Genomic DNA, 26,506 nt, shown 5'->3' with positions numbered 1-26,506 from the left:
CGACCGCGGGTCCGGGTCCCGGGCACGACCGCCCGGGCATCCCGCCGGGACAACCGGGACCCGGACCCGCCGGCCGCCGGCCGCCGACCGGCGTCAGAACCACCTTCCGTTCCAACCTTCGTGGGAGTGATCTTCCAGTGAGCCCGACCAAGCGCACCGAGACCCCGCGCACCGTGGTCGTCACCGGTCTGGGCGCGACCACTCCGGTCGGCGGCGACGTCGCATCGACCTGGTCCGCACTGCTGGCCGGCAAGTCCGGCATCCGCACGCTGACCGAGGAGTGGGCAGAGCAGCTCCCCGTGCAGTTCGCCGGTCGCATCGCCGTCGAACCGCTGGACGTGATGCCGAAGGTCGAGGCACGTAAGCTCGACCGGTCCGCGCAGTTCGCCATGATCGCCGCCCGCGAGGCGTGGCTGGACGCGGGCTACACGGCCAAGAACACCGCCGCCGAGGACGGCACCGGTGCCACCGTGGAGCCCACCCGGCTCGGCGTGGTCATCGCGTCCGGCATCGGCGGCGTCACCACGCTGCTGGACGCGTGGGACGTCTTCAAGGAGAAGGGCCCGCGCCGCGTCGGACCGCTCGTGGTCCCGATGCTGATGCCCAACAGCCCGGCCGCCAACGTCGGGATCGAGCTGAGCGCGCGGGCCGGTGTGCACACCCCCGTGAGCGCCTGCGCGTCCGGCGCCGAGGCCGTGGCGTACGCCCTGGAGATGATCCGCTCGGGCCGCGCCGACGTCGTGGTCTGCGGCGGCACCGAGGCGGCCATCCACCCGCTGCCGATGGCCGCGTTCGCCAACATGATGGCGATGTCGAAGCGGAACGACGAGCCGCAGCGCGCGTCGCGCCCGTACGACAAGGGCCGCGACGGCTTCGTCATGGGCGAGGGGGCCGGCTGCCTGGTGCTGGAGAGCGCCGAGTACGCCGCCGCCCGCGGTGCCCGGGTGTACGCCGAGGTCGCCGGCGCCGGCATGACCTCGGACGGCCACCACATCGCGCAGCCCGAGCCCGAGGGCCGCGACATCGCCCGCGCGATGGCCTACGCCATCGAGGACGCCGGCGCCTCCGTCGACCAGGTCGTGCACATCAACGCGCACGGCACCTCGACGCCGGCCGGCGACATCACGGAGCTCAAGGCCATCCGCTCGGTGCTGGGCGACGAGGCCGCCGACAAGGTGACCGTCACCTCCACCAAGTCGATGACCGGCCACCTCCTCGGCGGCACCGGTGCCGTGGAGTCGGTCGCCACCGTCCTCGCGGTCTACCACCGCATGGCTCCGCCCACCATCAACGTCGACGACCCGGACGACGAGGTCTGCCTCGACATCGTCCGGAACGACCCGCGTCCGCTCCCGGACGGGGAGATCGTCGCGCTCAACGACTCGTTCGGATTCGGCGGACACGACGTGGTCGTCGCCTTCCGCAGCGCGGGCTGACGCCCGTTCAGGACGGAGCTTTCCCCTCAACATGACAGTCATGGAGAACCGACCGGCGGCCGCCGTACCCGGCAAGCCCGACCGGGACAGCGATCCGCGCAACCCGCGGCTGCGCTTGCAGCGTCTCGTCGACGAAGGCAGCTACGAGGAGATCTCGCCTTACGACCGCTCCGGCATGCTCGCGTGTGTCGGCACGGTCAACGGCGCGCGCGTCGTCGCGTACGCCTCCGACCCGACCGTGCAGGGCGGCGCCATGGGCGTCGAGGGCTGCCAGGTCGTCGTCGCGGCCTACGAGCGGGCGCTGGCCGAGAGCTGCCCGATCATCGCCCTGTTCCACTCCGGCGGCGCGCGCCTCCAGGAAGGGGTGGCCTCGCTGAACGCGGTCGGCCGCATCTTCCACGCGATGACGCTGGCCTCCGGCAAGATCCCGCAGATCTCTGTGGTGCTCGGTGCCGCCGCGGGCGGCGCCGCCTACGGCCCGGCGCTGACCGACCTGGTCATCCTCGCGCCCGAGGGCCGCGTCTTCGTCACCGGTCCGGACGTCGTGCGCTCGGTCACCGGCGAGGACGTCGACGCCCTGCGTCTGGGCGGCCCGGAGCCGCACGGCCGCCGCAGCGGCGTCGTGCACGTCGTCGCGGACTCCGAGCAGGACGCCCTCGACCGCGCCCGGCAGCTCGCCGACCTGCTGGCGAACCAGGGCGAGATCGACGGCGCGCGCCTGGACCGCCGCGAACTGGCGGCCCTGCTGCCGGAGTCGGCGAAGCGGGCGTACGACGTGCACCCGGTCGTCGAGAACCTGCTCGACCAGCCGGGCCTCGAACTGCACCCGAAGTGGGCGCCGAACATCACCACCACGCTCGGCCGCCTCGGCGGGCGCACGGTCGGTGTCGTGGCCAACAACCCGCTGCGCCTCGGCGGTTGCCTGGACTCGGCGTCGGCGGAGAAGGCCGCGCGCTTCGTGCGCATGTGCGACGCGTTCGGTGTGCCGCTGGTCGTGGTCGTGGACGTGCCGGGTTACCTGCCGGGCGTCGGGCAGGAGTGGGACGGCGTCGTACGCCGCGGCGCGAAGCTGCTGCACGCGTTCGCCGAGTGCACGGTGCCACGCGTGACGCTGGTGACCCGCAAGTCGTACGGCGGCGCGTACATCGCCATGAACGCCGCGTCGCTCGGCGCCACGAAGGTGCTGGCCTGGCCGACCGCCGAACTGGCCGTCATGGGCGCCGTCGCCGCGATCCGCATCCTGCACCGCCGCCGCCTGGCCGAGGTGCCGGACGAGCTGAAGGCACAGGTCGAGCAGGAGCTCGCGGCCGAGCACGAGAAGGTCGCGGGCGGGCTGCAGCGCGCCGTCGAGATCGGCGTCGTGCACGAGATCATCGACCCGGACGAGAGCCGCGTGGCGCTGGCGAAGGCCATCGCCGAGGCCCCGCAGGTGCGCGGCGCCCACGGGAACATCCCGCTGTAGGGACACGAACGCAGGTGCGCGGGCCGAGGGTTGTTCTCCTCGGCCCGCCCACCGGCGTTTGCGCTTCCCGGGCGACCGTGGACAACCGTTGGGCCGTCAGGGTGACGCGGTGTGCCGAAGCGCGGCGTCCGGTCGTTGGGCGGGGTGTCCGTCCGTCCAGCCAGGAAGGTCCTCTCATGCGCGTAAGCCGAGCCGCCGTGGCCACCGCCGTCGCCTTCGGAGTCGGGGCGGCCGTCGCACCCGCCGCCCACGCCGACGCCGCCGACTCCACCGCGCTCACGGTGCCCGTCGAGCAACTGAACCCCGTGTCGAACTGGTTCGGCCCCACCGACCTCTGGTACGCCGGAGGTTCCTTCGGCGGCTCCGGAACGACCTCGTTCGGTGGCTCGGGCGACACGTCCTTCGGCGGCTCCGGCAGCTGAGGCGGACGGTACGACGAGGGGCCGCTCCCGGTCGGGAGCGGCCCCTCGTCGTACCGCTGCGGTGCGTGCCGGTTGTCGGGTCGGCGCCGGCCCGATCGGGGGCGGCCGGGCTCAGACCACCTGGTGCAGCCAGCGCACCGGCGCACCCTCACCCGCGTAGCGGAACGGCTCCAACTCGTCGTCCCACGGCTTGCCGAGCAGCTTCTCGATCTCGCTCTGCAGGTCGCACTCGCCGCGCGCGGCCCGGCCGAGCACCGCGCGCAGGCGGTCCTCGGGGATCAGGATGTCCCCGTGCGCGCCCGTGACGGCATGGAAGATGCCGAGGTCCGGGGTGTTGCTGTAGCGCTCGCCCTCGGCGCCGGGGGACGGCTCCTCGGTCACCTCGAAGCGCAGCAGGTGCCATCCGCGCAGCGCGGACGCCAACTTGGCCGCGGTGCCGGGGCGGCCGTGCCACGACATCTCGGCGCGCAGCATCCCTGGCGCGGCCGGCTGACGGACCCAGTCCAAGCTCAGGCGCACGCCAAGAACGCCCTGTGCGGCCCACTCGACGTGGGGACACAGCGCGCGCGGCGCGGAGTGCACGTACAAGACTCCACGTGTCGTCACCGGGACCTCCAGGCTAAGGACGAGGTTCGCCTTCCCCAGCGGCCTCGGGACCTGCCTTGATCACCTGCTCCGACCCACGTGCCCTACCGTGCGTCCGTCTTCTTGCGTCCTGCTGTTCTGCTGTTGTGCGGTTCAGCTCCTCGGCTGCCGGCCGGAACCGGCCGCATGTGCTCCTACGTGCGGTTTGTGCGATTCATTGTGCCTCACACAGTGCCTCACGCACATCGGAAGCACCACGCGAAACAATCACTCTCCGTATACACGATCAGGATTACACCGGAAACCGGAGTTCCAAACGTCACTCACAGTCTCGGATTTTGTGAGCCACTGCACTCACCCTGCCCCGCGGATCCCGAACCCATCCCTCCGCACCCCAGCATTCACCCGAAGGGATGACATACCGTCAGGAGGAGCCGCAAACGCCAACCGCCCGCGACACCCGATGTGTTCGAGGGTAGGCGGCGGGGCGCGGATGCGCAGGAGGATTCGACCGGGCAATCCGCGTGGGTGGGGACGGAGGGGGCAACAGTGGGCATCGGGAGCGGGGCGGGGCTGCCGCGCGCACGGGCGACCGTGCCGCGCGCGAGGGCGGCAAAGGCTCGGGCCGAGGGCGCCGGCGGGCGAACACCGGGGCGTGGCACGGGCGTACGCGGAACGCTCCGCCGCAGAGCCGGCGCCGTCCTGGCCTCTCTCACCCTCGCCGCGGTCGCCGCGTGCTCCTCGGGCGGCGGCTCCGACAACGTGCAGCGCGCGGGCGACGAGCTGGGCGTGGTTCCGGCCGGGCCGCCCGGGACGTCGGCCGCTCCCCTTGCCACGTCCTCGCCGACCACATCCGCACGGACCACCACCCCGTCGACGGGGCCGTCCGCGGCTACGAGCAAGGCGCCTGCGCGGCCGTCCGGCCCGTTCCCCAAGCCGAGGTCGATGGCGGCGCTCGGCGACTCCATAACGCGCGGGTACGACGCGTGCTCGGTGCCGCTGAAGGACTGCCCGTCGAAGTCGTGGGCGACGGGCGACGACGTCGACAGTCACGCCAAGCGCCTCGGGGTGCCGCGCGACGCGGTGCACAACGACGCGCGTACGGGCGCGCGGATGAACGAACTCGACGACCAGGCCCGCGTCGCCGTCGGACAGGGCGTGGAGTACGTCACGATCCTCCTCGGCGCGAACGACGCCTGCCGCGACAAGGAGTCGCAGATGACGTCGGTCTCCGACTTCGAGCAGCAGCTGCGCGAGGGGCTGGCCGTGCTGCGCCAGGGGCTGCCTGGTGTGCGCGTGCTCGTGGTGAGCGTTCCGGACGTCGCACGCCTGTGGGAGGTGGCGCGCGGCGAGCGCCTGGCCCGGGCGGTATGGTCGACCGGCATCTGCCAGACCGTGCTGGCCGATCCGGAGTCCACCAAGCCGGACGACATCGAACGGCGCCAACGGGTGCGGGACCGGGTCGTCGCGTACAACGAGGTGTTGCGCAAGACGTGCAACGAGTGGGCGGAGCAGTGCCGCTACGACGGCGGCGCGGTCAACGCGCACCGGTTCACGAAGAACGACCTGAGCCACTGGGACTGGTTCCACCCGAGCGGCCAGGGCCAGGGAGTCATCGCCGAACTCACAAGCCGCAACGGCTTCCGCTGGCAGGCGTAGTCGGTTTCCGGTCGGCGGGGATCGGCGTCGTGGACGCGCGGCACCTAGCGGACCGGAGGACGCGCCGCTCGGGCGCCACCCCAACGCCACCCACCCGAACGGGTGAAACGTCGCGGTTCGTTGCGGACAGTGTTGCTAAGCTCGCGGGCGAAGCGCGACAGTAGCCGGGCAAACACAATCCGTGATCGGCATTCGCACCTGGTGCGTACGGTTCCCTCCGGACCTTCGGAGGAAACCACGTGACCGGTCGGCCGATCATGCGCGCCGACGTGAGTGGGGCGGGTGGGACTCGAACCCACGACCGAGGGATTATGAGTCCCTTGCTCTAACCGGCTGAGCTACCGCCCCGTGCCGACACCTACCTGTATCGGCCCCGGCAGCATAGCCGTTCGCGATGCAACCCTGCTCGCCGGGTTTCCTCTCGGCCGCCCTCCGCGCTCCCCGCACGCTCTCCCGGTACGCCGTCCGCGCACCGGTCCTGCCGTCGCGTACCGCCTGTGTTCGGGCGAAAAGCCGTGCCAGGCAGCCGTTTTCGCGTTCCGCTCCGCCGGCATGCTGCGTTCGGGTGAAGGCCGAGTGCGGCCACACCGCGACCAGAGGGCTGCCAGCGGGCTGCCGGGCCCACCCCGAGCCCGCACCGGGAGCCGTGTCGGTTGCGGGGTGGCGGCGGGTCGAACGCGCGCGGAGCGGGATCGACACGAGCTGCCTGCGGGCTGCGCGCCGGCTGTCCGCGGCTGCGTATGGGCAACGCACGACGACAGCACGGCGACGGCCGACGACGGAACGGCGGACGAAACCGCGACAACACAAAGCCCCATGGCGATGACCATGGGGCTTGCCTGTCGGGATCTTCGTGGGGCTGCTCCCCCGACTGGACTCGAACCAGTAACCTGCCGGTTAACAGCCGGCTGCTCTGCCAATTGAGCTACAGGGGATTGCGCTGACCGCCTTGGCGATCGCTGCGTGGAATACATTAGCGCACTCCGAGGGGTGCCTCGTACACGGGTTTTCCGGGGCGATACGCCCGCGGTCGGCGGGGCACACCCGACCTGCGGGCCCCCACCTGGCAGACTCGCGACCGACCCCGGCTTCCCGTGCCGTGCCCCGGCCTGCCCCCGCGGCGGTTGTCCTGCCGTCGTCGCGGGTAGTCGTGGACTCGCAGCAATCGACGGGACCGCACCTTATGGAGGGATTCCCCATGGGCACCCGCATCACCTTCGTCGCCGGCCTCGCGGTCGGGTACGTCCTGGGCGCCAAGGCCGGACGCGACCGGTACGAGCAGATCCGCAAGGCGACCCGCAGCGTCGTCGACAGCGCGCCCGTGCAGAGCGCCGGCCACGCGGCGGCGGGCTTCAGCCGCGACGCCGGCGGCAAGGCCGTGCAGAAGCTCGGCGAGCACCTGCCGGAGCGCGTCGGCCGCCACCTGCCGGACAAGTTCGCCTCGTCGGACGGCGTCCACCACAACGGGCACACCGCGGCGAACCGGCGGTACGACGACGGCCTGTAGGGCCGCCGACCGGTAGGACGGCCGGTCGGCCCGGCGGGCGTACCGCGTGCGTCACCGGCGCGCCGCCCGGGTCCCGGCCGGACGGCGGCCGGACTTCGTCGGCACGCGCGATTCCGCGCCGACCGGTCAGCCGCGGCGGTGCCGGCCGGTCACCCCGCCCGCGTCGCGCGACGCGGCCTCCGGATGCAGCCCGTCCCGTACCTCCGCGTACTGCTCGCGTACCGCGATGCCGACCGCGAGGTCCTCCTCGCCTGCCCCCGCGAACACCGTGGCGGGCCGGGGCCATGCCGGGACGTCCGGCTTGCCGGACAACGCCCAGGCCGCCTGCCGGGCCACCCCGAGCGCGGCCGCGCGGGCCGCCTCGGTCGGCTCCGGGACGGCGACCGGGACGCCGAAGAGCATGGGGGCGACCGAGCGCACCGCCGCGGAGCGGGCCCCGACGCCGACGAGGATCACCCGTTCGACGACCACCCCGCAGGCCCGCAGCACGTCGAGGGCGTCGGCCAGCCCGCACACCATGCCCTCGACCGCGGCCCGGGCGAAGGCCTCGGGCGTCATGCTCTCGCGGTGCAGCCCCGTCAACGTGCCCGCCGCGTGCGGGAGGTTGGGCACGCGCTCCCCGTCCAGGTAGGGCAGCATCACCAGCCCGCACGCGCCCGGGGTCGCCCGGAGCGCGAGTTCGTCGAAGCCGGCCGTGTCGACGCCGAGCATCGCGGCGGCACCGCGCAGCACGCGGACCGCATTGAGGGTGCGGACGATCGGCAGCCGCCGCCCCGAGGCGTCCGCCAGGCCCGCGACCATGGGGTCCGCGGTGGGGGCGTCGTGCACCGCGAACGCCGCGCCCGCCGCGCCGACCGCGATGACGACGTCGCCGTGTTCGAGGCCGAGGCCGAAGGCGAGAGCCGCCTCGGCTCCCGCGCCCGCCGAGATGACCAGCCCCTCGGGGGTACGCCCGGCCGCCTCGCCGGGGCCGACGAGGCGCGGCAGGCGTACCGGGCGCCCGAAGGCCTGCTCGGCCAGGTCCTCGCGCCAGCCGCCGGTATGCGGCGACCAGTAGCCGGTGGTCGAGGCGTCCGAGCGGTCGGTGGTCAACTCGGCCGGGCAGCCGAGGAGTTGCCAGGTGAGCCAGTCGTGCGGGAGAGCGGCGGCCACGACGCGGGCGGCGGCCTCGGGCTCGAAGCGCAGGAAGCGGCGCAGGTGGGACACCGCGGTGGCGGCGTTCGGGACGAGTCCGGTGGCGGTCAACCACTCCTGCGGCCCGCCCAGTTCCTCGACGAGTTCGGCTGCGGCGCCCGATGCGCTGATGTCGTCGTGCGGCAGGGGCGGGGCGACCACGACGCCCGTGGCGTCGAGCGCTATGAGGCCGTGGCCCTGGGCGGTGACGCCGATGGCCTCCACGTCGTCGAGGGTGCCGCCGCCGGCCGCCTCGCCGAACGCCCGCAGCCACGACACCGGGTCGCCGTGCGCGCCGTCCGCGAAGCGGACCACGGCCTGGCGGCGGATGTCGCCGGTGTCACCGTCGCACACGACGATCCGGGCGGCCCGGTGCGAGCAGTGGACCCCGGCGACGAGACGACCGCGCATGCTGACCATGGCGGCAGTTTAGGAGGCGGCGGGGACGGCGCGAGGCCGGACGGTACGTCCCGGACCCGACCGGCGCCGGGCCCGGGACGGGGTCCCGACCTGGGCCCGGCCGTTGGTACGGCCCTTGGTACGGCTGGTGTCACGTGTCGAGGTAGCCGCGCAGTTGGTCGGCGTACGACCGGTCGCGGAGCTTGGACAACGTGCGCGATTCGATCTGCCTTATGCGCTCGCGCGTCACGCCGAACTTGCGTCCGATCTCCTCCAGGGTGCGCGGCTGCCCGTCGGCCAGGCCGTAGCGCATCTGCACGACGCTCTTCTCCCGGTCGCCGAGCGTCGAGAGCAGCGCCTCCAGATGTTCGCGGAGCATCAGGTACGCCGCGGACTCGGCGGGCGAGGCCGCGTCGGCGTCCTCGACGATGTCGCCGAGCAGCACCTCGTCCTCGCCGACGGGCGTGTGCAGCGACACCGGTTCCTGGGCGAGCCGCAGCACGTCCACCACCCGCGCGGGGTCGAGGTCGAGCACGGCGGCCAGGTCCTCGGGGGTCGGTTCCTCGCCGCGCTCCTGCACGAGGCGGCGTTGCACGCGTACTACCCGGTTGATGAGTTCGACGACGTGCACCGGTACGCGGATCGTGCGGGCCTGGTCGGCGAGCGCGCGGCTCATCGCCTGGCGGATCCACCAGGTCGCGTACGTGGAGAACTTGTAGCCGCGCGTGTAGTCGAACTTCTCGACGGCTCTGATGAGTCCGAGGTTGCCCTCCTGAACCAGGTCGAGGAGGCTCAGGCCGCGTCCGACGTACCGCTTGGCGACCGAGACCACGAGCCGCAGGTTGGCCTCGATCAGGCGGCGCTTGGCCGCGCACCCTTCCGCGACGAGGTGTTCGAGCGCGGCCCGCAGGGCGGGGTCGTCGAGGGAGGGCTCGCGGGCGAGCTTCTCCTCGGCGAAGAGCCCGGCTTCGACGCTCCGGGCGAGTTCGACCTCGTCGGCGGCGGTGAGGAGCGGGATGCGGCCGATCTCGCGCAGGTATTGGCGCAGGAGGTCGGCGGAGGGGCCGTGCGAGTCGTCGGGAACCGGGGCTTCGGGAGCGGGCTCGGCATCATCGGACGCGGACTCGGACGCGGACTCGGGCGGGGGTTCGGGCGGAGGGTCGGGCCCCGTCGCGCGTGCGGGCGTGCCGGGGTCCGCGGTCACGGCCGGGTCGTCGGGGGCGTCCGTCCTCGTGTCCTGCGGAGGCGGCCGGCCGGGCGCCTCCGCGCGCCTCGTCGTGTGCTGCTGCACGTCCCCCAGTTTGGAGCACGTGGCACCCGGATGCCGAGAGTGTGAACCCGCCGAGAATGACGAAATTGTCGGCGGGCTATGGCAGATCCGGCGGAATCAGGGGTAATCCGAGGATTACGGCACGGCGTGTCTCCTCGGCCGGGCGGTCAGATACCCAGTTTCGCCGCGATGCCGTCGAGCACGCAGTCGAGTCCGAACTCGAAGCGCCCTTCGGTGTCGTCCTTGCGGACCGCGCCGAGCCCGTAACGGTGGTAGACGGGGTAACGCCCGGTCTCCATCAGCCATTTCATGTGCGGCGCGTACGCCTCGCGGAGGTCGTCGCGGGACTGCCACTGGCGGTTCTTCAGCAGTTCGAGGTGCCCGACTTCGTCGGTGATGGCACCGCGGACGTACGCCATGACGGCGTACTGCCCGTCGGCCATGGCGTCGATGTCCAGGCCCAGCCCGTCGAAGGCGGCAAGCGCGCGTTCCACACTGGCCATGACCCGCGGCGTGATGCTGACGACGCTGCGCAGCGCGAGTTCGACGGTCCAGGGGTGGCGCATCGCGATGCCGCGCATCTGGTGGGCGTGGACCCGCAGGACATCGCGCCAGGTCTCGTCGGGCACGGCGGGGTTGCGGTACTTCGTGTACGCCTCGTCGAGCATCAGCTCGAACAGCTCCTCCTTGTTCGCGACGTAGCGGTACAGCGCCATCGTCGTGACGCCGAGGTGCCCGGAGAGCTTGCGCATCGAGACGGCGTCGAGGGCTTCGGCATCGGCGATCTCGACGGCCGCGGCGGCGATCGCGGCATGGGTCAGGGTCGTGCGCGGAGCCTTGGCGGGCTTCTCCATGCGCTCCCAGATCGACACCTGGGGCGCTTGGGCCTGCTGGTCCGCCGAGTCGTCGACCGGTTTGCCGGCCGACTTGCCGGCAGGGTCGTTCGGCTTCTCGTCCACCTGGGCCATGGACGGCTCCTCTCGCTGGTTGCGTACACCGTATCAAGGGTTGTACACCGTACACATTGATGTGTACGGTGTACGCAGCTCGATACGCCGTACACACGCCACTCCTCGGGAGGATCCTCATGACCGCCACCGCCACGACCGGCGCTTCCGCCGCCGACACCACCCCGGTCCGCCTTGCCGTCGTCCTGGCGAGCACCCGCGACGGCCGCTTCGGTCCGACCGTCGGGACCTGGTTCACCGGGCTCGCCGAGCAGCGCGAGGACCTGGTGGTCGACGTCGTCGACCTGGTCGAGACGCCGGTCCCGTACACGATGGGCTGGGGCGACCCGGCCCCGGCCGACGCCGCGCTGTTCGCCGCGGTGACGCCCCGGTTGGCCGCCGCCGACGCGTTCGTCGTGGTGACGCCGGAGTACAACCACAGCTTCCCGGCACCACTGAAGAACCTGATCGACCAGCACTACGTCGAGTGGCAGGCCAAGCCGATCGGGTTCGTCGCGTACGGCGGCCTCGCGGGCGGCCTGCGCGCCGTCGAGCAGCTCCGGCAGGTGTTCGCCGAACTGCACGCCGTCACGGTCCGCGACACGGTCAGCTTCCACGGCGCCGCGGGCACGTTCGAGGGGTCCGAGCCCCGTGACCCGGAGGGCTGCGGCACCGCCGCCAAGACGATGCTCGACCAGGTCGTGTGGTGGGCGCGGGCGCTACGGGACGCCAAGGCCGCCCGGCCGTACGGCTCCTGAGCCGCCGTCCGTTTCCGCCGCGCCCGCTGCCCCCCTGCCACCCGGCCGACGAGTATCGGAGCCCCGTGATGACCACGACCGCACCGAAGAGGTACGACAGCCCGGGAGAGGCACCGGGAACCGCGCCGCCGCCGGGGAAACTCGACCGGAACCTGCTGGCGGTCGCCCTCGTGGTGGTCCTCGGCATGGCCATGACCGGCCTCGACATGACCGCCGTCAACGTCTCGCTCAACAGGCTCTCGTCGGACTTCTCGACGTCGCTGGCGACCGTCCAGTGGGTCGCCACCGCGTACACGCTCGCGCTGGCCGCGGTGATCCCGGTGAGTGCGTGGGCGATCGGCCGCTTCGGCACGCAACGCGTGTTCATGGCCTCGGTGGTGCTGTTCCTCGGCGGCTCGGTGCTCTGCGGAATGGCGTGGTCGATCGAGTCGCTGATCGCGTTCCGCGTGCTCCAGGGCCTGGGCGGCGGCATGATCATGCCGGTCGGCATGACGATCATGACGAGGCGTGCGGGCGAACGGATGCCGCAGGTCATGGCGATCGTCGGCATCCCGATGCAGCTCGCGCCGATGGCCGGCCCGCTCGTCGGCGGCTGGCTGGTCGACGCGGTCTCGTGGCGCTGGATCTTCTACCTCAACGTGCCGCTGGCGGTCTTCGCGCTGGTGCTCGCGGCGCGCGTACTCGGTCCCGACGAGCCGTCGCCCACCCGGCCGTTGGACGTCAAGGGGCTGCTTCTGCTGTCCCCCGGGCTGTCCGCGCTGATCTTCGGGCTGACGACGGGTGCGCACCACGGCGACTTCGGCGATGTCTCGGCCGCACTGCCGACCGCGGCGGGAGCGCTGCTGGTCGCCGCGTTCGTGCGGCACGCGTTGCGCACCGAGCACCCGCTCATCGACCTGCGGCTGCTGCGCGAACGGGCGGTGGCGATGTCGGCGACCACGCTGGCGCTGTTCATGTGCGGGTTCTTCGGGATGATGCTGCTCGCGCCGATGTACTACCAGATGGTGCGCGGCGAAAGCGCCACCGCCACCGGCCTGTTGCTGGTGCCGTCGGGGCTCGGCACGCTGGTCACGATGCCGCTGGGCGCGCGTCTCATCGGCCGGGTCGGGCCGCGGCGGATCCTGCTGACCGGGCTGTCGCTCTCGGTCGTCGGGCTCGGTACGTTCGCGGTGCTCGTGGGGGCCGGCGCCTCGTACTGGGCCCTGGGCGCGGCACTCTTCGCCACCGGCGGGGGCATGGGCATGACGATGATGCCCACGATGGCCTCCGCGATGCAGACGCTCCGGCCCGAGGCCGTGCCGGTGGCGAGCACTCTGCTGAACATCGTCCAGCAGGTGGGCGCGTCGGCCGGTACGGCGCTGATCTCGCTGGTCCTCGCCAACGCCCTGGCGGGCCGCGCGGCCGCGGACGCGCCGGGCGCCTTCCAGGTGAGCTACGCGGTCGGCATCGCGCTGCTGGTGGTGGCGCTCGTCCCGGCGTCCCGGGTGGCCCGCGCGATGGCGGCCGGGCCGCAGGCGTCGGTCGTCCACGAGAGCTGACCAGGGGCGTCCGGTACGTCTGGACGGGAGCCGTCCCGCGCGTGCTGGATGGGGCGCTCGGCAGCCCGGAGCACGGGGCCGCTCTGCATCTCAGATCACGGAGGCGCCCCGCACGTCACAGTGCGGAGGCGCCGCCGTCGATCAGCGAGCGGCGGTACTTCTCCAGGTCCATCAGCTCCTGGAACGTCGCGGCGTACTCCTCGGGGGCGGCGACCGGATCGAGGCGCTGGAGGCGCGACTTCACGTCGGCGATGCGGCGGTCGGCGGAGAAGGTGCGCAGCCGGACCAGGCACTCCCCCGCGTACAGCTCGTCGGGCGCGCCGGGGGTACGCACCGGCTCGACGGCAAGCTCGGTGACCAGCGCGCGGACCGCGTCGTCGGCGGCCGACTCGCGAACCGCCGGGATCCAACCGGTGTGCGCGGACGGGCCGTTGAGGCCGCCGGCGGCGGTCATCGCCTCGCGGACGGCGGCGTAGGGCGGGACGGTGAACTCGTCGGTGCCGTAGCTGTCGAACACCCGAGCGACCAACGACGGGTACTGCAACGCCAGCTTCAGGACCTCGCGCTGCACCATCTGGCGCGGGTCGCGGACGTCGGCGCGGAAGCCGCGCTGCTGCGACGCGGGCGTCGGCTGCCGCTGCGGGTCCGGGCGGCCGTCGCGCCCGGCCGGCTGGCCGCCGCGGGCGCGCTCGCGCTTCCACCGGGCCAGCTGGCCGACCCGGCCGACGACGAAGCGCTCGTCGAGGAAGCCGAGCCAGGAGTCGAGGCGTACCGCGTAGGTGTGCCGCAGGGCCTGGTCCTTGATGTCCGCGACGATCGGCGCGGCCGCGTCGAGGGCCGCGACCCGGCCTTCCGCGGTCGCCAGGTCGTACCCCTCGATGCGGCTGCGGATCGCGAACTCGAAGAGCGGCACACGCGCGTCCACCAGGTCGCGCACCGCCTGGTCGCCGCGCGCCTGGCGCAGGTCGCAGGGGTCCATGCCGTTCGGCTCGACCGAGACGAACGTGCGGGTCACGAACCGCTGGTCCTCCTCGAACGCGCGCAGCGCCGCCTTCTGCCCCGCGGCGTCGCCGTCGAACGTGTAGATGACCTCGCCCCGGAACTCGCCGCTGTCCATGAGCAGGCGCCGCAGGATCTTGATGTGCTCCTCGCCGAACGCCGTGCCGCAGGTGGCGATGGCACCGGTGACGCCCGAGAGGTGGCACGCCATGACATCGGTGTAGCCCTCCACGACGACGGCGCGGCCGGTGCGGGCGATGTCCTTCTTGGCGAGGTCCAGGCCGTACAACACCTGGGACTTCTTGTAGATCGGCGTCTCGGGGGTGTTGAGGTATTTGGGCCCGTTGTCGTCCTCGCGGAGGCGGCGGGCGCCGAAGCCGATCACGTCGCCGCTGATGTCGCGGATCGGCCACACCAGGCGGCCCCGGAAGCGGTCCATGGGCCCCTTGCGGCCCTCACTGGCCAGGCCGCTGGTGAGCATCTCCTGCGGGGAGAATCCGCGGCCGCGCAGGAAGCGTACGAGGTGCTCCCAGCCGGCCGGGGCGTACCCGACGCCGAAGTGCTCGGCGTCCGCCTGCGTGAAGCCGCGGTCGGCGAGGAACTGCCGGGCGATCATCGCCTCGGTGGAGCCCAGCTGCTCGGCGAAGAACGCCGCGGCCACCTTGTGCGCCTCGACCAGCCGGGTCCGCTGCCCCTGCTGGCGGCCGGGGTTGTAGCCGCCTTCCTCGTAGCGCAGCTCGATGTTGTACTGCCCTGCCAGCCGCTCGACCGTCTCCGAGAACGTGAGGTGGTCGACCTTCATCACGAACTCGAGGACGTCGCCGCCCTCCTGGCACCCGAAGCAGTGGTACAGGCCTTTGGCGGGCGAGACGTTGAACGACGGGGACTTCTCGTCGTGGAAGGGGCACAGGCCCTTGAGGTTGCCGCCGCCCGCGTTGCGGAGCTGGAGGTGCTCGCCGACCACGTCCTCGATACGAGCCGCTTCGCGGACCCGCTTAACGTCCTCGTCACGAATCCGGCCCGCCATGGGCTGAAGTGTACGTCGCCGGAGCGACAGCTCCGGCGGCGCGGCTGGTAACGTCGCGCTCTTCGGCCGACGGCAGTCGCCGGAGTCCTCGGGGAGCCGCCATGGCCCGCTCGCGTCGCCGCCGATCGTCCGCGACTTCCCTGCCGACCCGCGGGTCGCATGCGCGTGGGACCAGGTCCGTCCCCGGGCAGTCGCTCGACCTCGCGGCGGCCGCGGCGCGGGTGGCGGAGAGGTTCGCGGGATCGGCCCTGCGGTCGCCGCAGGACGGTTGCGGCCACTGCTTCGACGAGCGCGAACTGCTGCTCCTGGCCACCCCCGACGCGCAGCTGACGCGGGACCTCGCCATGCGCGCCGCGTGGAAGGCGCACCAGTTCGACGATGCGCACGGCCTGATGCGGCGCGTGTTGCCGTCGTTGGCGGCGGCGATCGTGGACCGCGAGTACGACATGGGCCGGGCGCTCCGCGGGCTTGCGCAGGCCCGGTTCCACACCTGGCCGCGGAGCATGGCCGCCCCGGTGCTCGACCTGCTCGACACCTGGTTCCTCACGACGCTGCGGGCTCCCGGGACCGGCGCCCACCTGGTCCTGGAGGCATGTGCCGCGGCCGGCGACGGGGTGGGCCGATGGCTGGCGATGTGGGAGCGGGAGAAGACACCGGTCGCGGACGCGCACCTCGCCCAGGCGACCTGGTGGTGGGCGGGTGACTGCGCCCCGCCCTCGATCGACTGGCTCTTGGCGCCGGAGGACGTCGTGCCCGAACTGTGTGCCTGGCTCGCGGGGTACGCGGCGGAGCGGATGGCCGCGTACGGTGCGCCGCCGGAGATGGTCCGGCGGCTGCGCGGCCTCGTACCGCCGCCCGGGTCGGAGCGGGGCGCTGACGAGACAGGCGGAGACGGGTGGCTCGGCGGGGGGTGGCTCCGCGAGGGGCGGCTCGGCAAGGAGGGAGACGGCGCGGAGTGGGACGGCGCGCTGCTGCCACGGCCGGAGGAGTGGCCCGGGGTCAGGCGTCCACAGGGATCTTGTACGTGAAGACGTAGTGGGGCGTGTGCGTCGGGGCCGGGTGGAACAGCTCCCCGGTCGCGGCGAAGCCGAGGTGCTCGTAGAAGTCCTGGGCCGACGTACGGCCGTTGCACCAAACCAGGTCGGCGCCCTGGGCGGCGGCTTCGGCGATGCCGGCCCGCAGGACGGCGGCACCGTAGCCCTTGCCGCGCACGTCGGGCGCGCTGGCCATGCCGCGGAAGCGGTACGCGGGGGCGCCGTCGAGCGGGTCCGGGAAGAAGGTGACGCATCCCGCGACGCGCCCGTCGGGGTCGTAGGCGGCGAGGTGGAACGTGCCGGGCAGCGCGTCCTCGGGGTAGACGGCGGTCTCCCTCGGAAGGCCTTCCCGCAGTACGGACCAGCGGAGGTCGAATATCTCCTCGACCGGGACACGTTCGATCCGCACTCGTCTCTCCGTCTTCGCGCTCGGCCGCTTCGTGCCCGGGGTGGCTCTCCGGCCTCCGGCCGGTTGTCGCCGTCCAGTTTTCCACGCGGGTCCGGCGGGGTCCGCGGGGGCTCCGGCGGTCAGGTGCCGAGGGCGCGGTGCAGCGCGAGGGCGGCGTCGTCGGTCAGCGAGGCGACCTGGTCGACGATGACCCGCAGGCGCGCGGCGTCGGTCGCGGCTGCCTCGTAGTCGGGGCGCAGCGCGGGGTCCAGCGCGTCGGGGGCGCCGGCGGCCAGCATCTCCACGAGATCGGTCACGACGGCCCGCTGGCGGGCGCGCAGTTGTTCGAGGTCGGCGCGCGCCATCACGTAGTGCGCGGTGAGCGCCTTGAGGACGGCGCATTCGAGGCGGGCCTCGCGCGGTACGAGGAGGTCGGCGGCGTACCGCACGCCCGGGACCGGCCCGAAGAAGTCGCGCGTCTCGCTCTCGGCGGCCAGGCACAGGCGGCCGATCAGCTCGCTCGTGGTGTTCTTCAGCCGGGCCTGGGCACGGCGCGAGCCGTCGAAGCCGGTGGGCCAGAACTCGGTGGCCAGCAGGCGGTCGAGGGCGGCGGCGAGTTCGTCCTCGGGGGCGAGGGCGTAGCGGCGGGCGGCCAGGGCGAAGACCTCGGCGCGTTCGCTCGGGGCGCTGAGGCGGTCGAGGTCGATGCGGCCGGAGTACACGGCGTCCTCGAAGTCGTGGACGCTGTAGGCGACATCGTCGGACCAGTCCATCACCTGGGCCTCCAGGCTGCGGCGTCCTTCGGGCGCGTCGCGGCGTACCCAGTCGAACACCTCGATGTCGTCCTCGTAGACGCCGTATGTGCGCACGCCCTCGCGGCGCGGCCACGGGTACTTGAGCACGGCGTCGAGTCCGGAGCGCGTGAGGTTCAGGCCGACGCTCCGGGTCGCGTCGAAGGTCTTGGGCTCCAGGCGGGTCAGCAGGCGCAGGCTCTGCGCGTTGCCCTCGAAGCCTCCGCACGAGGCGGCGGCCCGGTCGAGTGCCTCCTCGCCGTTGTGGCCGAACGGCGGGTGGCCGAGGTCGTGGGCGAGGCACGCGGCCTCGACGAGGTCCGGGTCGCAGCCGACGGCCTGGCCGAGTTCGCGGCCGATCTGGCCGCATTCGAGAGAGTGCGTCAGGCGCGTACGCGGGACCTGGCGGCCGTCGGGCGGGGTCTCGCCGGGCACCACCACCTGCGTCTTGCCGGCGAGCCTGCGCAGCGCGGCGGAGTGCAGGACGCGCGCGCGGTCGCGCTCGAACGCGGTGCGTCCGACGCGCTTGCCGGACTCCTGGACCCAGCGCTCGCGGTCGGTGTCGTGGTACGCGGTCCGGGGTTGGGCGGGCATTCTTATCCGGCTTATCCGGTCAACCATGGCTCAACAGTAGGTACCGAGTCGGACAGGGGCGTTCGGACCACGCCGACGGGGCATGCCCGATCGGCAGCGTGCGGGCGGGTTCCGCTGCCGAGCGTGCGGGCAGGTGACTCGGGCGGGGCGTCGCGGGGACCGGGGTCAGATGACGCCATGGCCGAAGCCGGAACTTCGGCGCAGGATCCACCAGTGCAGGTACCCGGCGGTCTCACGCCCGACGTACTTGGCCTGCGTGGACCGGCTGCGCACCGCGGGGCCCTGCCGGGCGGGCGACACCGAGGCGTCCAGCCCCTCGGCCCGGGCCATCGACCGCGAACGCAGCGCATGCCAGGGGTCGGTGACGATGACGACGCTGTTCCAGCGGTACGCCCGCATCACCTCGGCGACCGCGCGTACGCTCTGCAACGTGTCACGCCCCTCGGGAACCGCGAACACGCTTGTCTCGGCGACCTCGTGGGCGATCAGCCAGCGACGGCCCGTGCCCGCCTCGGTGAAGCGGTCGCCCGGCATGTTGCCGCCGACGGTGACGATGCGCGGCGCGACGCCCTCGCGGTAGAGCGCCAGGGCGTGTTCGAGACGCGCCAGCAACACCGGGGAGGGGCGGCCGTCGTACTGGCTGGCGCCGAGGACGAGGATCGCGTCGACGGTCGGACGGGCGTCCTGCCTGGCGACCCACCACACGCGGGCCGCGGTGCCGACGATGACGGCGAGGACTGCGCACAGGGTCCACGCGACGACCTGGCGCGCCCGACGCAAGAGCATGCGCCCGCGCGTCGGTTTCCCGCCGCCCGACTTGCGCCTTCCAGCCGCGGTGCTGCCGGTGTCGCCGCCGCTCCGGCCCCGGCCCGCGGAGTCCGGGCCTCGCTCGGAGGTACGGCCCTCGCCGGGGCCGCCGGCTCCTGACGAGGCATCAGGCGAAGCATCAGCGGAGGCATCGGGCGAGGCGTCGGGCGAGGAGCCGGAGGGACGAGGGGCCGGGAGGCGGAGATCCGTGCGCTGCATCGCCTCACACCCTATGCCCTCAGAGTGATCGTTATGCAACACGCTGTGACAGTTCGCAGGTCGGCGACGTGCCGTTCAGCGCATGTCCGAGAGCTTGCCGCGCAGTTGCAGCACCGCCTTCGTGTGGATCTGGCAGGTACGGCTCTCCGTCACCCCGAGCACGTGGCCGATCTCAGCGAGCGTCAGCCCCTCGAAGTAGTACAAGGTGACCACCGTCTTCTCGCGCTCCGGCAGCGCGTTCACGGCGCGCGCGAGCAGGTGGCGCATCTCGCGCGCCTCGGCGACCTCGACGGGGTTGTCCGCCGTGGTGTCCTCCAGCGTGTCGACCAGGCTGAGCCGGTCGCCGGTCTCCGAGCCGGCGTGCAGGAGTTCGTCCAAGGCCATGACGTTGACCAGCGACAACTGGCTGAAGATGGTGTGCAGGTCGTCGAGCGGGATACCCATTTCCGTCGCCACCTCGGCGTCGGTGGGCGTGCGGGTGAGGCGGCCTTCGAGGGTGGCGTACGCCTGCTCGACGTTCCGCGCCTTCTGGCGTACCGAGCGCGGGATCCAGTCGAGCGCCCGCAGTTCGTCGATGATCGCGCCGCGGATGCGGCTGATCGCGTACGTCTCGAACTTGATCGCCCGGTCGAGGTCGAACTTCTCGATCGCGTCGATGAGTCCGAAGATGCCGTACGAGACGAAGTCGGCCTGGTCGACGTTCGCCGGCAGACCGACGCCGACCCGGCCGGCGACGTACTTGACCAGCGGCGAGTAGTGCAGGATCAGGCGTTCCCTCAGCCGCGGGTCCCCGGACAGCTTGAACTCACGCCAGAGGGCGTCCAGCGCGCGGTTCGGGTCATCACCACCGCGCGGTCCGGCCGTTTCCGGCTCGGACACGGTCGTGGTGCTGCCGTCACGCCCTGGGATGTGCTTGGGCATACGTGGCCTTGAGTCGTTCCACCGAGACGTGCGTGTAGATCTGCGTCGTCGCGAGCGTAGCGTGACCGAGCGGTGCCTGAACGCTACGAAGGTCCGCGCCTCCTTCGATCAGGTGGGTCGCGGCGGTGTGCCGCAACCCGTGCGGACCGGGGTCGGGCGCGCCCGGGACGTCGGCCCGGCGCGCGTGCACCAAGGAGCGCACGGCCAGCTGATCGAGCCTGCGCCCGCGTACGCCGAGCCATGGCGCCGCGCCGCTGCGCTCCCCCCGCAGGGCCGGTCGTCCCCGCTCCGGCCAGGCGGATACCGCCCTGACGGCCGGGGCGCCCAGGGGCACCGAGCGCTCCTTGCCGCCCTTGCCGAGGACGCGTATGACGCGGCTTTCGAGGTCGATGTCGCCGATGTCGACGCCGACCCGTTCGCCGACCCGGACGCCCATCGCGTAGCGGGCTTCGAGTACTTCGAGCACGGCGCGATCCCGTAGCTCCACGGGCGTGTCGGGCGCAGCCGGGCGCTCAGGGCCGTCATCTGTGCCCGCACGGTCGGACCCGCCGCCGTCGGCCAGTTCGGCAGGCAGCGCAGCGCCGCCGCCAGTACTATCTGCGGGAGCCATCCCCTTACGGTGATCAGTCCGCCCCTCGGGGTCAAGCACCGCCACGGCCAATGGGCGCGGCCCGCACGGCCACCGAACACGTGTCCGCGGACGCTCAGGACAGCCCGCCGGCATCCACCGAGGCCGCCGGGGCTCAGCGCGGTACGGTGCGGATCCATACCGCCTCCTCCCCCGGCGCTGCCTCCGCGCTGTCACTGCCGGGCAGAGCCTGGGCGGCAACCAGGCCCCGTTCGCTCAGGGTCCGCAGATGCATGCGCACCGCGGTACGGCCCACGCCCGCGTCGCGGGCGATGGCACTCTCGGGGGCCGGTCGGTGCGGCGGCACCGCCTCCAGGACCCGGGTCGGCTCCGGGGCCAGGTTGTCCCAGACCTGGAGCGGGCCCTCCGCCCGCGGCGCCAGGTCGTCGCCGATCACACCGACGTTTTCGATCACTTCGGCGGCGCACGTGACCAACGCGGTCTCCTCCTCGCGCAGGAGCTGGTGCACGCCGGCCGACTGCGGTGCGGTGACGGGACCGGGCACGCCCATGACCACGCGCCCGAGCTGCCGCGCGCGGCGGGCGGTGATGAGCGCGCCGCTGCGTACCGCCGCCTCCACCACGACCGTGCCGCGCGACAACGCGGCGATCACTCTGTTGCGCTCGACGAATCTCACCCGGCTGGGTGAACACCCCGGTGGCAGCTCGCTCACCAGAGTCCCGGTCTCCGCGATCCGGGCCAACAGGCGCTCGTGGCCGCGTGGGTACGCGACATCCACTCCGCAGGCCAGCACGGCGACGGTCGGGCCGCCGCAGGCGAGGCTGCCCCGGTGTGCGGCGCCGTCGATGCCGTACGCCCCGCCCGACACCACCGTCCACTTGCCGTCGGCGAGCCCCCCGGTCAACTCGTGCGTGACATACGTGCCGTAGTCGGTGCACGCCCGCGACCCCACCACCGCGACCGAGCGCAGCACGGCATGCCGCAGACGGACCGGGCCGCGCTCCCACAGCCCGACCGGACGCGCGTCCCCCAGGTCGTCCAGCTGCGTCGGCCAGTGCCGGTCGCCGGGGATCACGAATCTGCCGCCGATGCGCGTCAGGGTCGCCAGGTCGTCGGCCGCCGAGGGGCCGCCGAGCCGGACCCGGTAGCCGTCCGGGTCGCGTCTGCGGAACTCGGTGGGCAGCGGCCCGTCGGCCTGCAGAACGCGCAGCACCTCGTGCGGGCCGTGCACCCGCAGGGCCGCACCCAGCGCACTGTCGCCCGGTTCGCCGAGGCGGCACAGCGCCGCCCTGGCCACGTGCTCCTCGTCCACTACGCCTCCCCGGCAAAGTCGAACTCCGGGTCGTGCAGCTCCCGGTCGACGTCCATCGTGGCGAGCTGGGCCAGCGTCGCCTGGGCCATGTCGGTCGTGATGCGGCCAGAACGCGCCGCATGCCCGAGACCACCAAGACCGCCAGAACCACCAGAACCGCCGTTGCGACCGGTACGCCCGGTGTGCTCGGCGTCCCCGACCGGCTCGACTGCCGCCGCCGCGCCGCGGCGTACCCCGGTGCGGAACTCCAGGGCGGTGTCGACGTCGGCCATCGCCGGCCGGTCCCGCCCGCGCAGGTCGGCGATGGTCCAGGCGACCCGCAGCACCCGGTCGAGGCCGCGGGCGGTCAGCATGCCGCGCTCGAGGTCGCGCGCGGCGGTGGCCAAGGCGTCCGGCTCGGTGGACCAGCGGGTACGCAGCTCGCGGCCCGGCACCTCGGCGTTGGTGGTCCACGGCGTGCCCTCGAACCGGTGCGCCGCGCGATCCCGTGCCTCCCGCACCCGGGCCGCGACGACCTTGGTGGACTCACCCGTACCCTCGGGCTCCAGCAGTTCGGCACGCGAGACGGGGTCGACGGTGACCCGCACGTCGATGCGGTCCAGCAGGGGCCCGGACAGCCGCGCGAGGTATTTCGACCGCATCGCCGCCGAGCACGTGCAGTCCAGCCCCTTGCCCGCGAAGCGCCCGCACGGGCACGGATTGGCCGCCAGCACGAGCAGGAAGCGGGCCGGGAAGCGCAGCGTGCCCGCGCTGCGGGCGACCGTGACCGTGCCGCCCTCCAACGGCTGCCGCAACGCGTCCAGCGCCCGGCTGCTGAACTCCGGCGCCTCGTCCAAAAACAGGACGCCATGATGCGCCAAGGAGACGGCTCCGGGGCGGGGGAGGCCGTTGCCGCCGCCGACGAGGCTGGGCATGGTCGCCGAGTGGTGCGGAGCGCAGAACGGCGGCTCCTTGACGAGCGGGCGGTCGGGCGGGAGGGTGCCCGCGACCGAGTGCACGGCGCTGACCTCCAGGGCGGCGGCCGTGCCGAGTGGTGGCAGCAAGCCGGGCAGGCGCTCGGCCAGCATCGTCTTGCCCGCCCCCGGCGGCCCCAGCAGGTACAGGTGGTGCCCGCCCGCGGCGCACACCTCCAGGGCGCGCCGCGCCCGGGCCTGCCCGGCGACCTCGGCGAGGTCCGGCGCCGGTACGCCGGGCACGCCCGGCCCGCTGACCAGCATCGGTCCGACCGTGTCGGGGTCGGGGCCGGGCCGGGTGACGAGCACCGGCTCGTCGGGCACGGGCTGCCCGCGCAGCACCGCGAGCAGGTGGCGCAGCGAGCGCACGCCGAGGACGGAGACATCCGGCACGAGGCGGGCCTCGACCGCCACCGACTCCGGCACGACGACGCGGCGGCAGTCGGCCGCGGCGGCCGCCATGACGGCTGGGAGGATCCCGCGTACCGGTCGGACGCGGCCGTCCAGCCCCACTTCGCCGACCATCACGAGATCGGTGAGCCGGTCGGGGTCGAGCTTGCCGTTGGCCGCGACGATCGCGCAGGCCACCGCGAGGTCGAAGCCGCTGCCGGTCTTGGGCACGGTCGCCGGCGACAGGCCCACCGTGATGCGCCTCGGCGGCCACTCCTCGTCGCTGTTGACGAGTGCGGCGCGCACGCGGTCGCGGGACTCGCTGACGCTCTTGTCGGGCAGCCCGACCAGGTTGAAGACCGCGAGCCCCGGCTCGATGTCGGCCTGCACCTCGACCAGCACGCCGTCGACGCCGAGCAGGGTGACCGAGCGGGTACGGGCGAACGCCATGTCAGCACGCACCCTTCACGTGCTCGAACAGGGCCGCGCCGCGCACCGCCGGGATCACCGAGACCAGGTCGATCCGCACCTCGCAGTCCGCCCCCACCAGGTGCGGATGGGCCGCGATCCAGTGCTCGGCCAGGACTCTCAGCCGGGCGGCCTTGTCGGGGCCGACCGCGGCGCACGGGTGCTCGAAGCCGGGTGAGCTGCGGGTCTTCACCTCGCAGACGACCAGCACCGGTCCGTCCAGCGCGACCAGGTCGAGTTCGCCCGCCGCGCACCGCCAGTTGCGGTCCAGGACGACCAGGCCCGCCTCGACCAGGCGGCGCTCGGCCACCCGCTCGCCGTACCCGCCCACGGCGGTGTTCCGGGGAGCCCTCCCCGACGGCCCGGCACCCGGGACCTTCGCCTTGCCGGTCATGCGACCACCTCCGCCCCCGACCCTGCCGGGCCCGGGGGCGGAGGCGCCTCTTCAAGATCACCAGCCTGTGGAAAACCCCGCCCTGTGGACGGGGCTTCCCCCATTCGGCCGCTTGCGGTCCGCCACCATCGCGATTAACGGCGGTCCCGCAGCGCCCGCGACCATGCTCCGTAGCCGTAGCCGCAGCCGTCGCCGTAACCGTGGCTGTAGCCGCAGCCCGTGGCCGAAGTCGCGGGCGCCCGCGGCTACGTTCCGAAGCCTTCGTTGCCCGAAGGCATCTCCAGGTCGCTCTTCGTCAGCTCCTCGACGTTGACGTCTTTGAAGGTCAAAACCCTGACGTTCTTCACAAAACGGGCGGGCCGATACATGTCCCAGACCCACGCGTCCGCCATGGCGAGCTCGAAAAACACCTCGCCGTCGGCCGAGCGCACATGCAGCTCGTACTGGTTCGTGAGATAGAAGCGCCGCTCCGTCTCGATGACGTACTTGAAGAGGCCGACGACATCGCGGTACTCGCGGTAGAGCTGAAGCTCCATCTCGGTCTCGTACTTTTCGAGATCCTCCGCACTCATGCGCGCCCCTCGCTCCTGCGCTTCGCTGTCGTTCCCATTGTGTACCGGGCTCCGGTCCACACTCGCGCGGTACCGCTCAGTTCCACCACTCGAACGGCTCGTCCACCAGTTCTCCGGCCAAAAACCCGGGCAGCAGCGCAGGGAGCCGTCCGGGGTAGAAGTGCATCGGACTGGTGACGATCTCCTCAAGGGTCCACCACCGCGCGCCCACGTACTCGTCGACCTCCTCCTCGGTCCACCCGTGCGCGTCGATCTCGGGCGCCTCGGCGTCCACCCGGGCAGCCACGACGTACTCATGCTGCACCCGACGGTACGTCCCACGCGTCCACGTCGAACTCCGCCGCCACAACGGCGCCCCGATCGCCTCGGGAGCCAGCCGCAGGCCGGTCTCCTCCGCGATCTCCCGCACCGCCGCGTCGACGTACGTCTCCCCCGGGTCCAGCCCGCCGCCCGGCAGGTCCCACCACTCGTCCGGCGTGCTGGCCGACACCTGGTTGTGGAACAGCAGGATGCGGTCCGAGGCGTCCAGCAGGACCACCCGCACGGCCTTGCGGACCAGGTCTACCCGCAGGTCGGGCGGGTAGTCGGGGACCGGATGAGGCGAGGCCTCCGGCCACGGGTTGAGGTGTCCCGCCGGATGCGGGACGGCGGCGTTCGATGTCATCTGCCGATTGTGCCCCCACGGGACGGACAAGAGGCCGGAATTCGCACTGGCGTGCGAATTCCGGCCTCATCACGTCCGCGACAGCGGTCAGGCAGGCGGCGCGCCCGCCGCCGCGTCCGACCGCCGCGACTCGACCCAGCGCCGCCGCCACAGCAGCAGTGGCACGGCCCCCGCGGCCCCCAGCGCCATAGGCGCGGCCGACGACGCCAGGCCCTTCTGGTCGAACGTGTCCGGGACACCCAGCCAGTGGATACGCCCCAGCGGCCAGATCACCGTGAACGCGCGCCCGATGACCTGGTCCTTGTCGACCGTGGCCGCTTCCGCGTCGCCGCCGCTCAGCTCGTAGTGCGCCCGCGAGTCACGCGAGTTGCTGCGGTTGTCACCCATCACCCAGATGCGGCCCTTGGGGACGGTCACCTTGAACGGCTTGTCCGACGGCAGCACGCCCGGCTTCAGGTACGTCTCGTTCAGCGGCACGCCGTTGACCAGGATGCGGTTCTGGTCGTCACAGCACTCGACCGTGTCGCCGCCCACCCCGATCACGCGCTTGATCAGGTCCTTCTCGTTGGTCGACGGCATCAGGCCCACAAACGACAGGCCCTTCTGCAGCCCGCGCACGAACCCGTTGCTCGACTGCTCCGGCTCGCCCTCGAGCCAGCCGCCCGGGTCCTTGAACACGACGACCTCGCCGCGCTCCGGCTCGGCGCCGAACCACGGCGTGAGCTTGTCGACGAGCACCCGGTCGCCGACCTTGATGGTGTCCTCCATCGACTCCGACGGAATCGAGAACGCCTGCACCAGGAAGGTCTTGATGATCAGTGCGAGAACCAGCGCGATGCCCAGCAGCAGAGGCAGTTCACGCCAGAACGAGCCCTTCTTCGGGGGCTTCTTGGCCTTCTTCGCCTTGGCCGGCTCGTCCTGTGTGTCGGCCTCGCGGGCGGCCGTGGCGCCACCCGCCGCGTCCGAGCCGGGCGTACCCGGAGCAACCGGCGGTACGGGGGGCGCGTGCGGGACCGGTGCGACCGGCACCTCGTGGGGCGGCGCGGGCCCGTCCGATGGCGGCCCGCCCGGGGCACCTCCGTCCGGCGCGGTCCCGGGATGCGGTACGGACGGCCCCGCGGAGTCGGAGTCAGGCACCGGAGCACCGTTCGACGACGGGCCGCCCGGCGCCCCGTCGTCCTCCTGCGGATCGTGCGGACGCGGCTCCCCGGGCCGGCGGCCCGACTCG

24 protein-coding genes and 2 tRNA genes are annotated in these 26,506 nt (G+C 72.7%); 8 read left to right on the top strand and 18 right to left on the bottom strand.

What is annotated here, in order from left to right; all coding sequences use genetic code 11:
- The first annotated feature begins 137 nt into the window (after window positions 1–137).
- From fabF to AB0C36_RS02645, 3 genes are all read left to right on the top strand, one after another.
- Entirely contained in the window at window positions 138–1,436 is a 1,299-nt protein-coding gene (gene fabF, locus AB0C36_RS02655; protein WP_358348119.1) for a beta-ketoacyl-ACP synthase II, read from the top strand.
- 40 nt (window positions 1,437–1,476) lie between these two features.
- On the top strand, window positions 1,477–2,898 hold the full coding sequence (locus AB0C36_RS02650) for an acyl-CoA carboxylase subunit beta (RefSeq protein WP_358348116.1): 1,422 nt from the start codon (window positions 1,477–1,479) through the stop codon (window positions 2,896–2,898).
- Between the two features lie 176 nt (window positions 2,899–3,074).
- Window positions 3,075–3,320, top strand: coding sequence for a hypothetical protein (locus AB0C36_RS02645; protein WP_358348113.1), 246 nt, complete (start codon window positions 3,075–3,077; stop codon window positions 3,318–3,320).
- A gap of 111 nt (window positions 3,321–3,431) precedes the next feature.
- On the opposite strand, the gene AB0C36_RS02640 is transcribed toward AB0C36_RS02645, so the two are convergent.
- Window positions 3,432–3,926 carry a DUF3145 domain-containing protein gene (locus tag AB0C36_RS02640; protein WP_358348110.1) on the bottom strand — a complete coding sequence of 165 codons (495 nt, stop codon included), beginning with the start codon at window positions 3,924–3,926 and terminating at the stop codon, window positions 3,432–3,434.
- A gap of 528 nt (window positions 3,927–4,454) precedes the next feature.
- On the opposite strand from AB0C36_RS02640, the gene AB0C36_RS02635 reads away from it, so the two are divergent.
- Window positions 4,455–5,564: an SGNH/GDSL hydrolase family protein gene (locus tag AB0C36_RS02635; protein ID WP_358348107.1), complete on the top strand. Its 1,110-nt coding sequence runs from the start codon at window positions 4,455–4,457 to the stop codon at window positions 5,562–5,564.
- Window positions 5,565–5,838: 274 nt separating this feature from the next.
- On the opposite strand, the gene AB0C36_RS02630 is transcribed toward AB0C36_RS02635, so the two are convergent.
- A tRNA-Ile gene (locus AB0C36_RS02630) sits at window positions 5,839–5,912 on the bottom strand.
- Window positions 5,913–6,426: 514 nt separating this feature from the next.
- Window positions 6,427–6,499 (bottom strand) — tRNA-Asn (locus AB0C36_RS02625).
- 263 nt (window positions 6,500–6,762) lie between these two features.
- Here AB0C36_RS02625 and AB0C36_RS02620 point away from each other — a divergent pair.
- The gene (locus AB0C36_RS02620) at window positions 6,763–7,071 is read left to right on the top strand and encodes a YtxH domain-containing protein (RefSeq protein WP_358348105.1); all 309 of its coding nucleotides are present in this window, start codon (window positions 6,763–6,765) and stop codon (window positions 7,069–7,071) included.
- Window positions 7,072–7,197: 126 nt separating this feature from the next.
- On the opposite strand, the gene AB0C36_RS02615 is transcribed toward AB0C36_RS02620, so the two are convergent.
- The 3 genes from AB0C36_RS02615 to AB0C36_RS02605 form a co-directional block, all read right to left on the bottom strand.
- Window positions 7,198–8,664, bottom strand: a complete 1,467-nt coding sequence (locus AB0C36_RS02615) for an FGGY family carbohydrate kinase (protein WP_358348102.1) — start codon at window positions 8,662–8,664, stop codon at window positions 7,198–7,200.
- Window positions 8,665–8,794: 130 nt separating this feature from the next.
- Complete coding sequence (locus AB0C36_RS02610) at window positions 8,795–9,847, bottom strand: sigma-70 family RNA polymerase sigma factor (protein WP_435838974.1); 1,053 nt, start codon at window positions 9,845–9,847, stop codon at window positions 8,795–8,797.
- 233 nt (window positions 9,848–10,080) lie between these two features.
- Window positions 10,081–10,881: a TetR/AcrR family transcriptional regulator C-terminal domain-containing protein gene (locus AB0C36_RS02605; protein WP_358348099.1), complete on the bottom strand. Its 801-nt coding sequence runs from the start codon at window positions 10,879–10,881 to the stop codon at window positions 10,081–10,083.
- A 119-nt stretch (window positions 10,882–11,000) separates the two neighbouring features.
- Here AB0C36_RS02605 and AB0C36_RS02600 point away from each other — a divergent pair, with 119 nt between their 5' ends.
- Both AB0C36_RS02600 and AB0C36_RS02595 read left to right on the top strand, forming a co-directional pair.
- Complete coding sequence (locus AB0C36_RS02600; protein ID WP_358348096.1) at window positions 11,001–11,618, top strand: NADPH-dependent FMN reductase; 618 nt, start codon at window positions 11,001–11,003, stop codon at window positions 11,616–11,618.
- A gap of 68 nt (window positions 11,619–11,686) precedes the next feature.
- Window positions 11,687–13,156, top strand: coding sequence for a DHA2 family efflux MFS transporter permease subunit (locus AB0C36_RS02595; protein ID WP_358348093.1), 1,470 nt, complete (start codon window positions 11,687–11,689; stop codon window positions 13,154–13,156).
- Between the two features lie 115 nt (window positions 13,157–13,271).
- On the opposite strand, the gene dnaG is transcribed toward AB0C36_RS02595, so the two are convergent.
- Window positions 13,272–15,182, bottom strand: a complete 1,911-nt coding sequence (gene dnaG, locus AB0C36_RS02590; protein WP_358348090.1) for a DNA primase — start codon at window positions 15,180–15,182, stop codon at window positions 13,272–13,274.
- Window positions 15,183–15,283: 101 nt separating this feature from the next.
- Here dnaG and AB0C36_RS02585 point away from each other — a divergent pair, with 101 nt between their 5' ends.
- Complete coding sequence (locus tag AB0C36_RS02585; protein ID WP_358348089.1) at window positions 15,284–16,210, top strand: hypothetical protein; 927 nt, start codon at window positions 15,284–15,286, stop codon at window positions 16,208–16,210.
- Here the strand turns inward: AB0C36_RS02585 and AB0C36_RS02580 are convergent.
- The 11 genes from AB0C36_RS02580 to lepB form a co-directional block, all read right to left on the bottom strand.
- Window positions 16,182–16,625 (bottom strand): GNAT family N-acetyltransferase, encoded by a 444-nt coding sequence (locus tag AB0C36_RS02580; protein WP_358348086.1) that lies wholly within the window; start codon window positions 16,623–16,625, stop codon window positions 16,182–16,184. The genes AB0C36_RS02585 and AB0C36_RS02580 overlap by 29 nt on opposite strands.
- 119 nt (window positions 16,626–16,744) lie before the next feature.
- Window positions 16,745–17,989, bottom strand: a complete 1,245-nt coding sequence (locus AB0C36_RS02575; RefSeq protein ID WP_358348083.1) for a deoxyguanosinetriphosphate triphosphohydrolase — start codon at window positions 17,987–17,989, stop codon at window positions 16,745–16,747.
- Window positions 17,990–18,154: 165 nt separating this feature from the next.
- Window positions 18,155–18,775 (bottom strand): YdcF family protein, encoded by a 621-nt coding sequence (locus AB0C36_RS02570; protein WP_358348080.1) that lies wholly within the window; start codon window positions 18,773–18,775, stop codon window positions 18,155–18,157.
- Between the two features lie 315 nt (window positions 18,776–19,090).
- Entirely contained in the window at window positions 19,091–19,936 is an 846-nt protein-coding gene (whiG, locus tag AB0C36_RS02565; protein ID WP_358348078.1) for an RNA polymerase sigma factor WhiG, read from the bottom strand.
- A complete protein-coding gene (locus tag AB0C36_RS02560) occupies window positions 19,911–20,546 on the bottom strand; it encodes a tyrosine-type recombinase/integrase (RefSeq protein WP_358348075.1) in 636 nt (211 codons plus the stop codon). The genes whiG and AB0C36_RS02560 overlap by 26 nt, the downstream gene beginning before the upstream one ends.
- 133 nt (window positions 20,547–20,679) lie before the next feature.
- Complete coding sequence (gene dprA, locus AB0C36_RS02555; RefSeq protein WP_358348072.1) at window positions 20,680–21,837, bottom strand: DNA-processing protein DprA; 1,158 nt, start codon at window positions 21,835–21,837, stop codon at window positions 20,680–20,682.
- On the bottom strand, window positions 21,837–23,630 hold the full coding sequence (locus AB0C36_RS02550) for a YifB family Mg chelatase-like AAA ATPase (protein WP_358348069.1): 1,794 nt from the start codon (window positions 23,628–23,630) through the stop codon (window positions 21,837–21,839). The genes dprA and AB0C36_RS02550 overlap by 1 nt, the downstream gene beginning before the upstream one ends.
- A gap of 1 nt (window position 23,631) precedes the next feature.
- On the bottom strand, window positions 23,632–24,042 hold the full coding sequence (locus AB0C36_RS02545; RefSeq protein WP_358348066.1) for a YraN family protein: 411 nt from the start codon (window positions 24,040–24,042) through the stop codon (window positions 23,632–23,634).
- A 245-nt stretch (window positions 24,043–24,287) separates the two neighbouring features.
- Entirely contained in the window at window positions 24,288–24,614 is a 327-nt protein-coding gene (locus AB0C36_RS02540; RefSeq protein ID WP_345673291.1) for a DUF2469 domain-containing protein, read from the bottom strand.
- A gap of 76 nt (window positions 24,615–24,690) precedes the next feature.
- Window positions 24,691–25,278 (bottom strand): NUDIX hydrolase, encoded by a 588-nt coding sequence (locus AB0C36_RS02535; protein WP_358348063.1) that lies wholly within the window; start codon window positions 25,276–25,278, stop codon window positions 24,691–24,693.
- 87 nt (window positions 25,279–25,365) lie between these two features.
- Window positions 25,366–26,415, bottom strand: coding sequence for a signal peptidase I (gene lepB / locus AB0C36_RS02530; RefSeq protein WP_358348060.1), 1,050 nt, complete (start codon window positions 26,413–26,415; stop codon window positions 25,366–25,368).
- Window positions 26,416–26,506 lie beyond the last annotated feature (91 nt).

It is taken from the genome of Streptodolium elevatio (assembly GCF_040649515.1).
Taxonomy (GTDB): domain Bacteria; phylum Actinomycetota; class Actinomycetes; order Streptomycetales; family Streptomycetaceae; genus Yinghuangia; species Yinghuangia elevatio.
This window is presented reverse-complemented; position numbering and strand designations above follow the sequence as displayed.

Bases quoted from the DNA above. Each gene is read 5' to 3' on its own strand.
- AB0C36_RS02620 (WP_358348105.1), top strand. From the start codon at position 6,763: ATGGGCACCCGCATCACCTTCGTCGCCGGCCTCGCGGTCGGGTACGTC.
- AB0C36_RS02550 (WP_358348069.1), bottom strand. From the start codon at position 23,630: ATGGCGTTCGCCCGTACCCGCTCGGTCACCCTGCTCGGCGTCGACGGC.
- AB0C36_RS02545 (WP_358348066.1), bottom strand. From the start codon at position 24,042: ATGACCGGCAAGGCGAAGGTCCCGGGTGCCGGGCCGTCGGGGAGGGCT.
- AB0C36_RS02540 (WP_345673291.1), bottom strand. From the start codon at position 24,614: ATGAGTGCGGAGGATCTCGAAAAGTACGAGACCGAGATGGAGCTTCAG.
- whiG (WP_358348078.1), bottom strand. From the start codon at position 19,936: ATGCCCAAGCACATCCCAGGGCGTGACGGCAGCACCACGACCGTGTCC.
- AB0C36_RS02615 (WP_358348102.1), bottom strand. From the start codon at position 8,664: ATGGTCAGCATGCGCGGTCGTCTCGTCGCCGGGGTCCACTGCTCGCAC.
- dnaG (WP_358348090.1), bottom strand. From the start codon at position 15,182: ATGGCGGGCCGGATTCGTGACGAGGACGTTAAGCGGGTCCGCGAAGCG.
- AB0C36_RS02605 (WP_358348099.1), bottom strand. From the start codon at position 10,881: ATGGCCCAGGTGGACGAGAAGCCGAACGACCCTGCCGGCAAGTCGGCC.
- AB0C36_RS02575 (WP_358348083.1), bottom strand. From the start codon at position 17,989: ATGCCCGCCCAACCCCGGACCGCGTACCACGACACCGACCGCGAGCGC.
- AB0C36_RS02650 (WP_358348116.1), top strand. From the start codon at position 1,477: ATGGAGAACCGACCGGCGGCCGCCGTACCCGGCAAGCCCGACCGGGAC.
- AB0C36_RS02600 (WP_358348096.1), top strand. From the start codon at position 11,001: ATGACCGCCACCGCCACGACCGGCGCTTCCGCCGCCGACACCACCCCG.
- AB0C36_RS02560 (WP_358348075.1), bottom strand. From the start codon at position 20,546: ATGGCTCCCGCAGATAGTACTGGCGGCGGCGCTGCGCTGCCTGCCGAA.
- AB0C36_RS02595 (WP_358348093.1), top strand. From the start codon at position 11,687: ATGACCACGACCGCACCGAAGAGGTACGACAGCCCGGGAGAGGCACCG.
- AB0C36_RS02645 (WP_358348113.1), top strand. From the start codon at position 3,075: ATGCGCGTAAGCCGAGCCGCCGTGGCCACCGCCGTCGCCTTCGGAGTC.
- AB0C36_RS02570 (WP_358348080.1), bottom strand. From the start codon at position 18,775: ATGCTCTTGCGTCGGGCGCGCCAGGTCGTCGCGTGGACCCTGTGCGCA.
- AB0C36_RS02535 (WP_358348063.1), bottom strand. From the start codon at position 25,278: ATGACATCGAACGCCGCCGTCCCGCATCCGGCGGGACACCTCAACCCG.
- AB0C36_RS02585 (WP_358348089.1), top strand. From the start codon at position 15,284: ATGGCCCGCTCGCGTCGCCGCCGATCGTCCGCGACTTCCCTGCCGACC.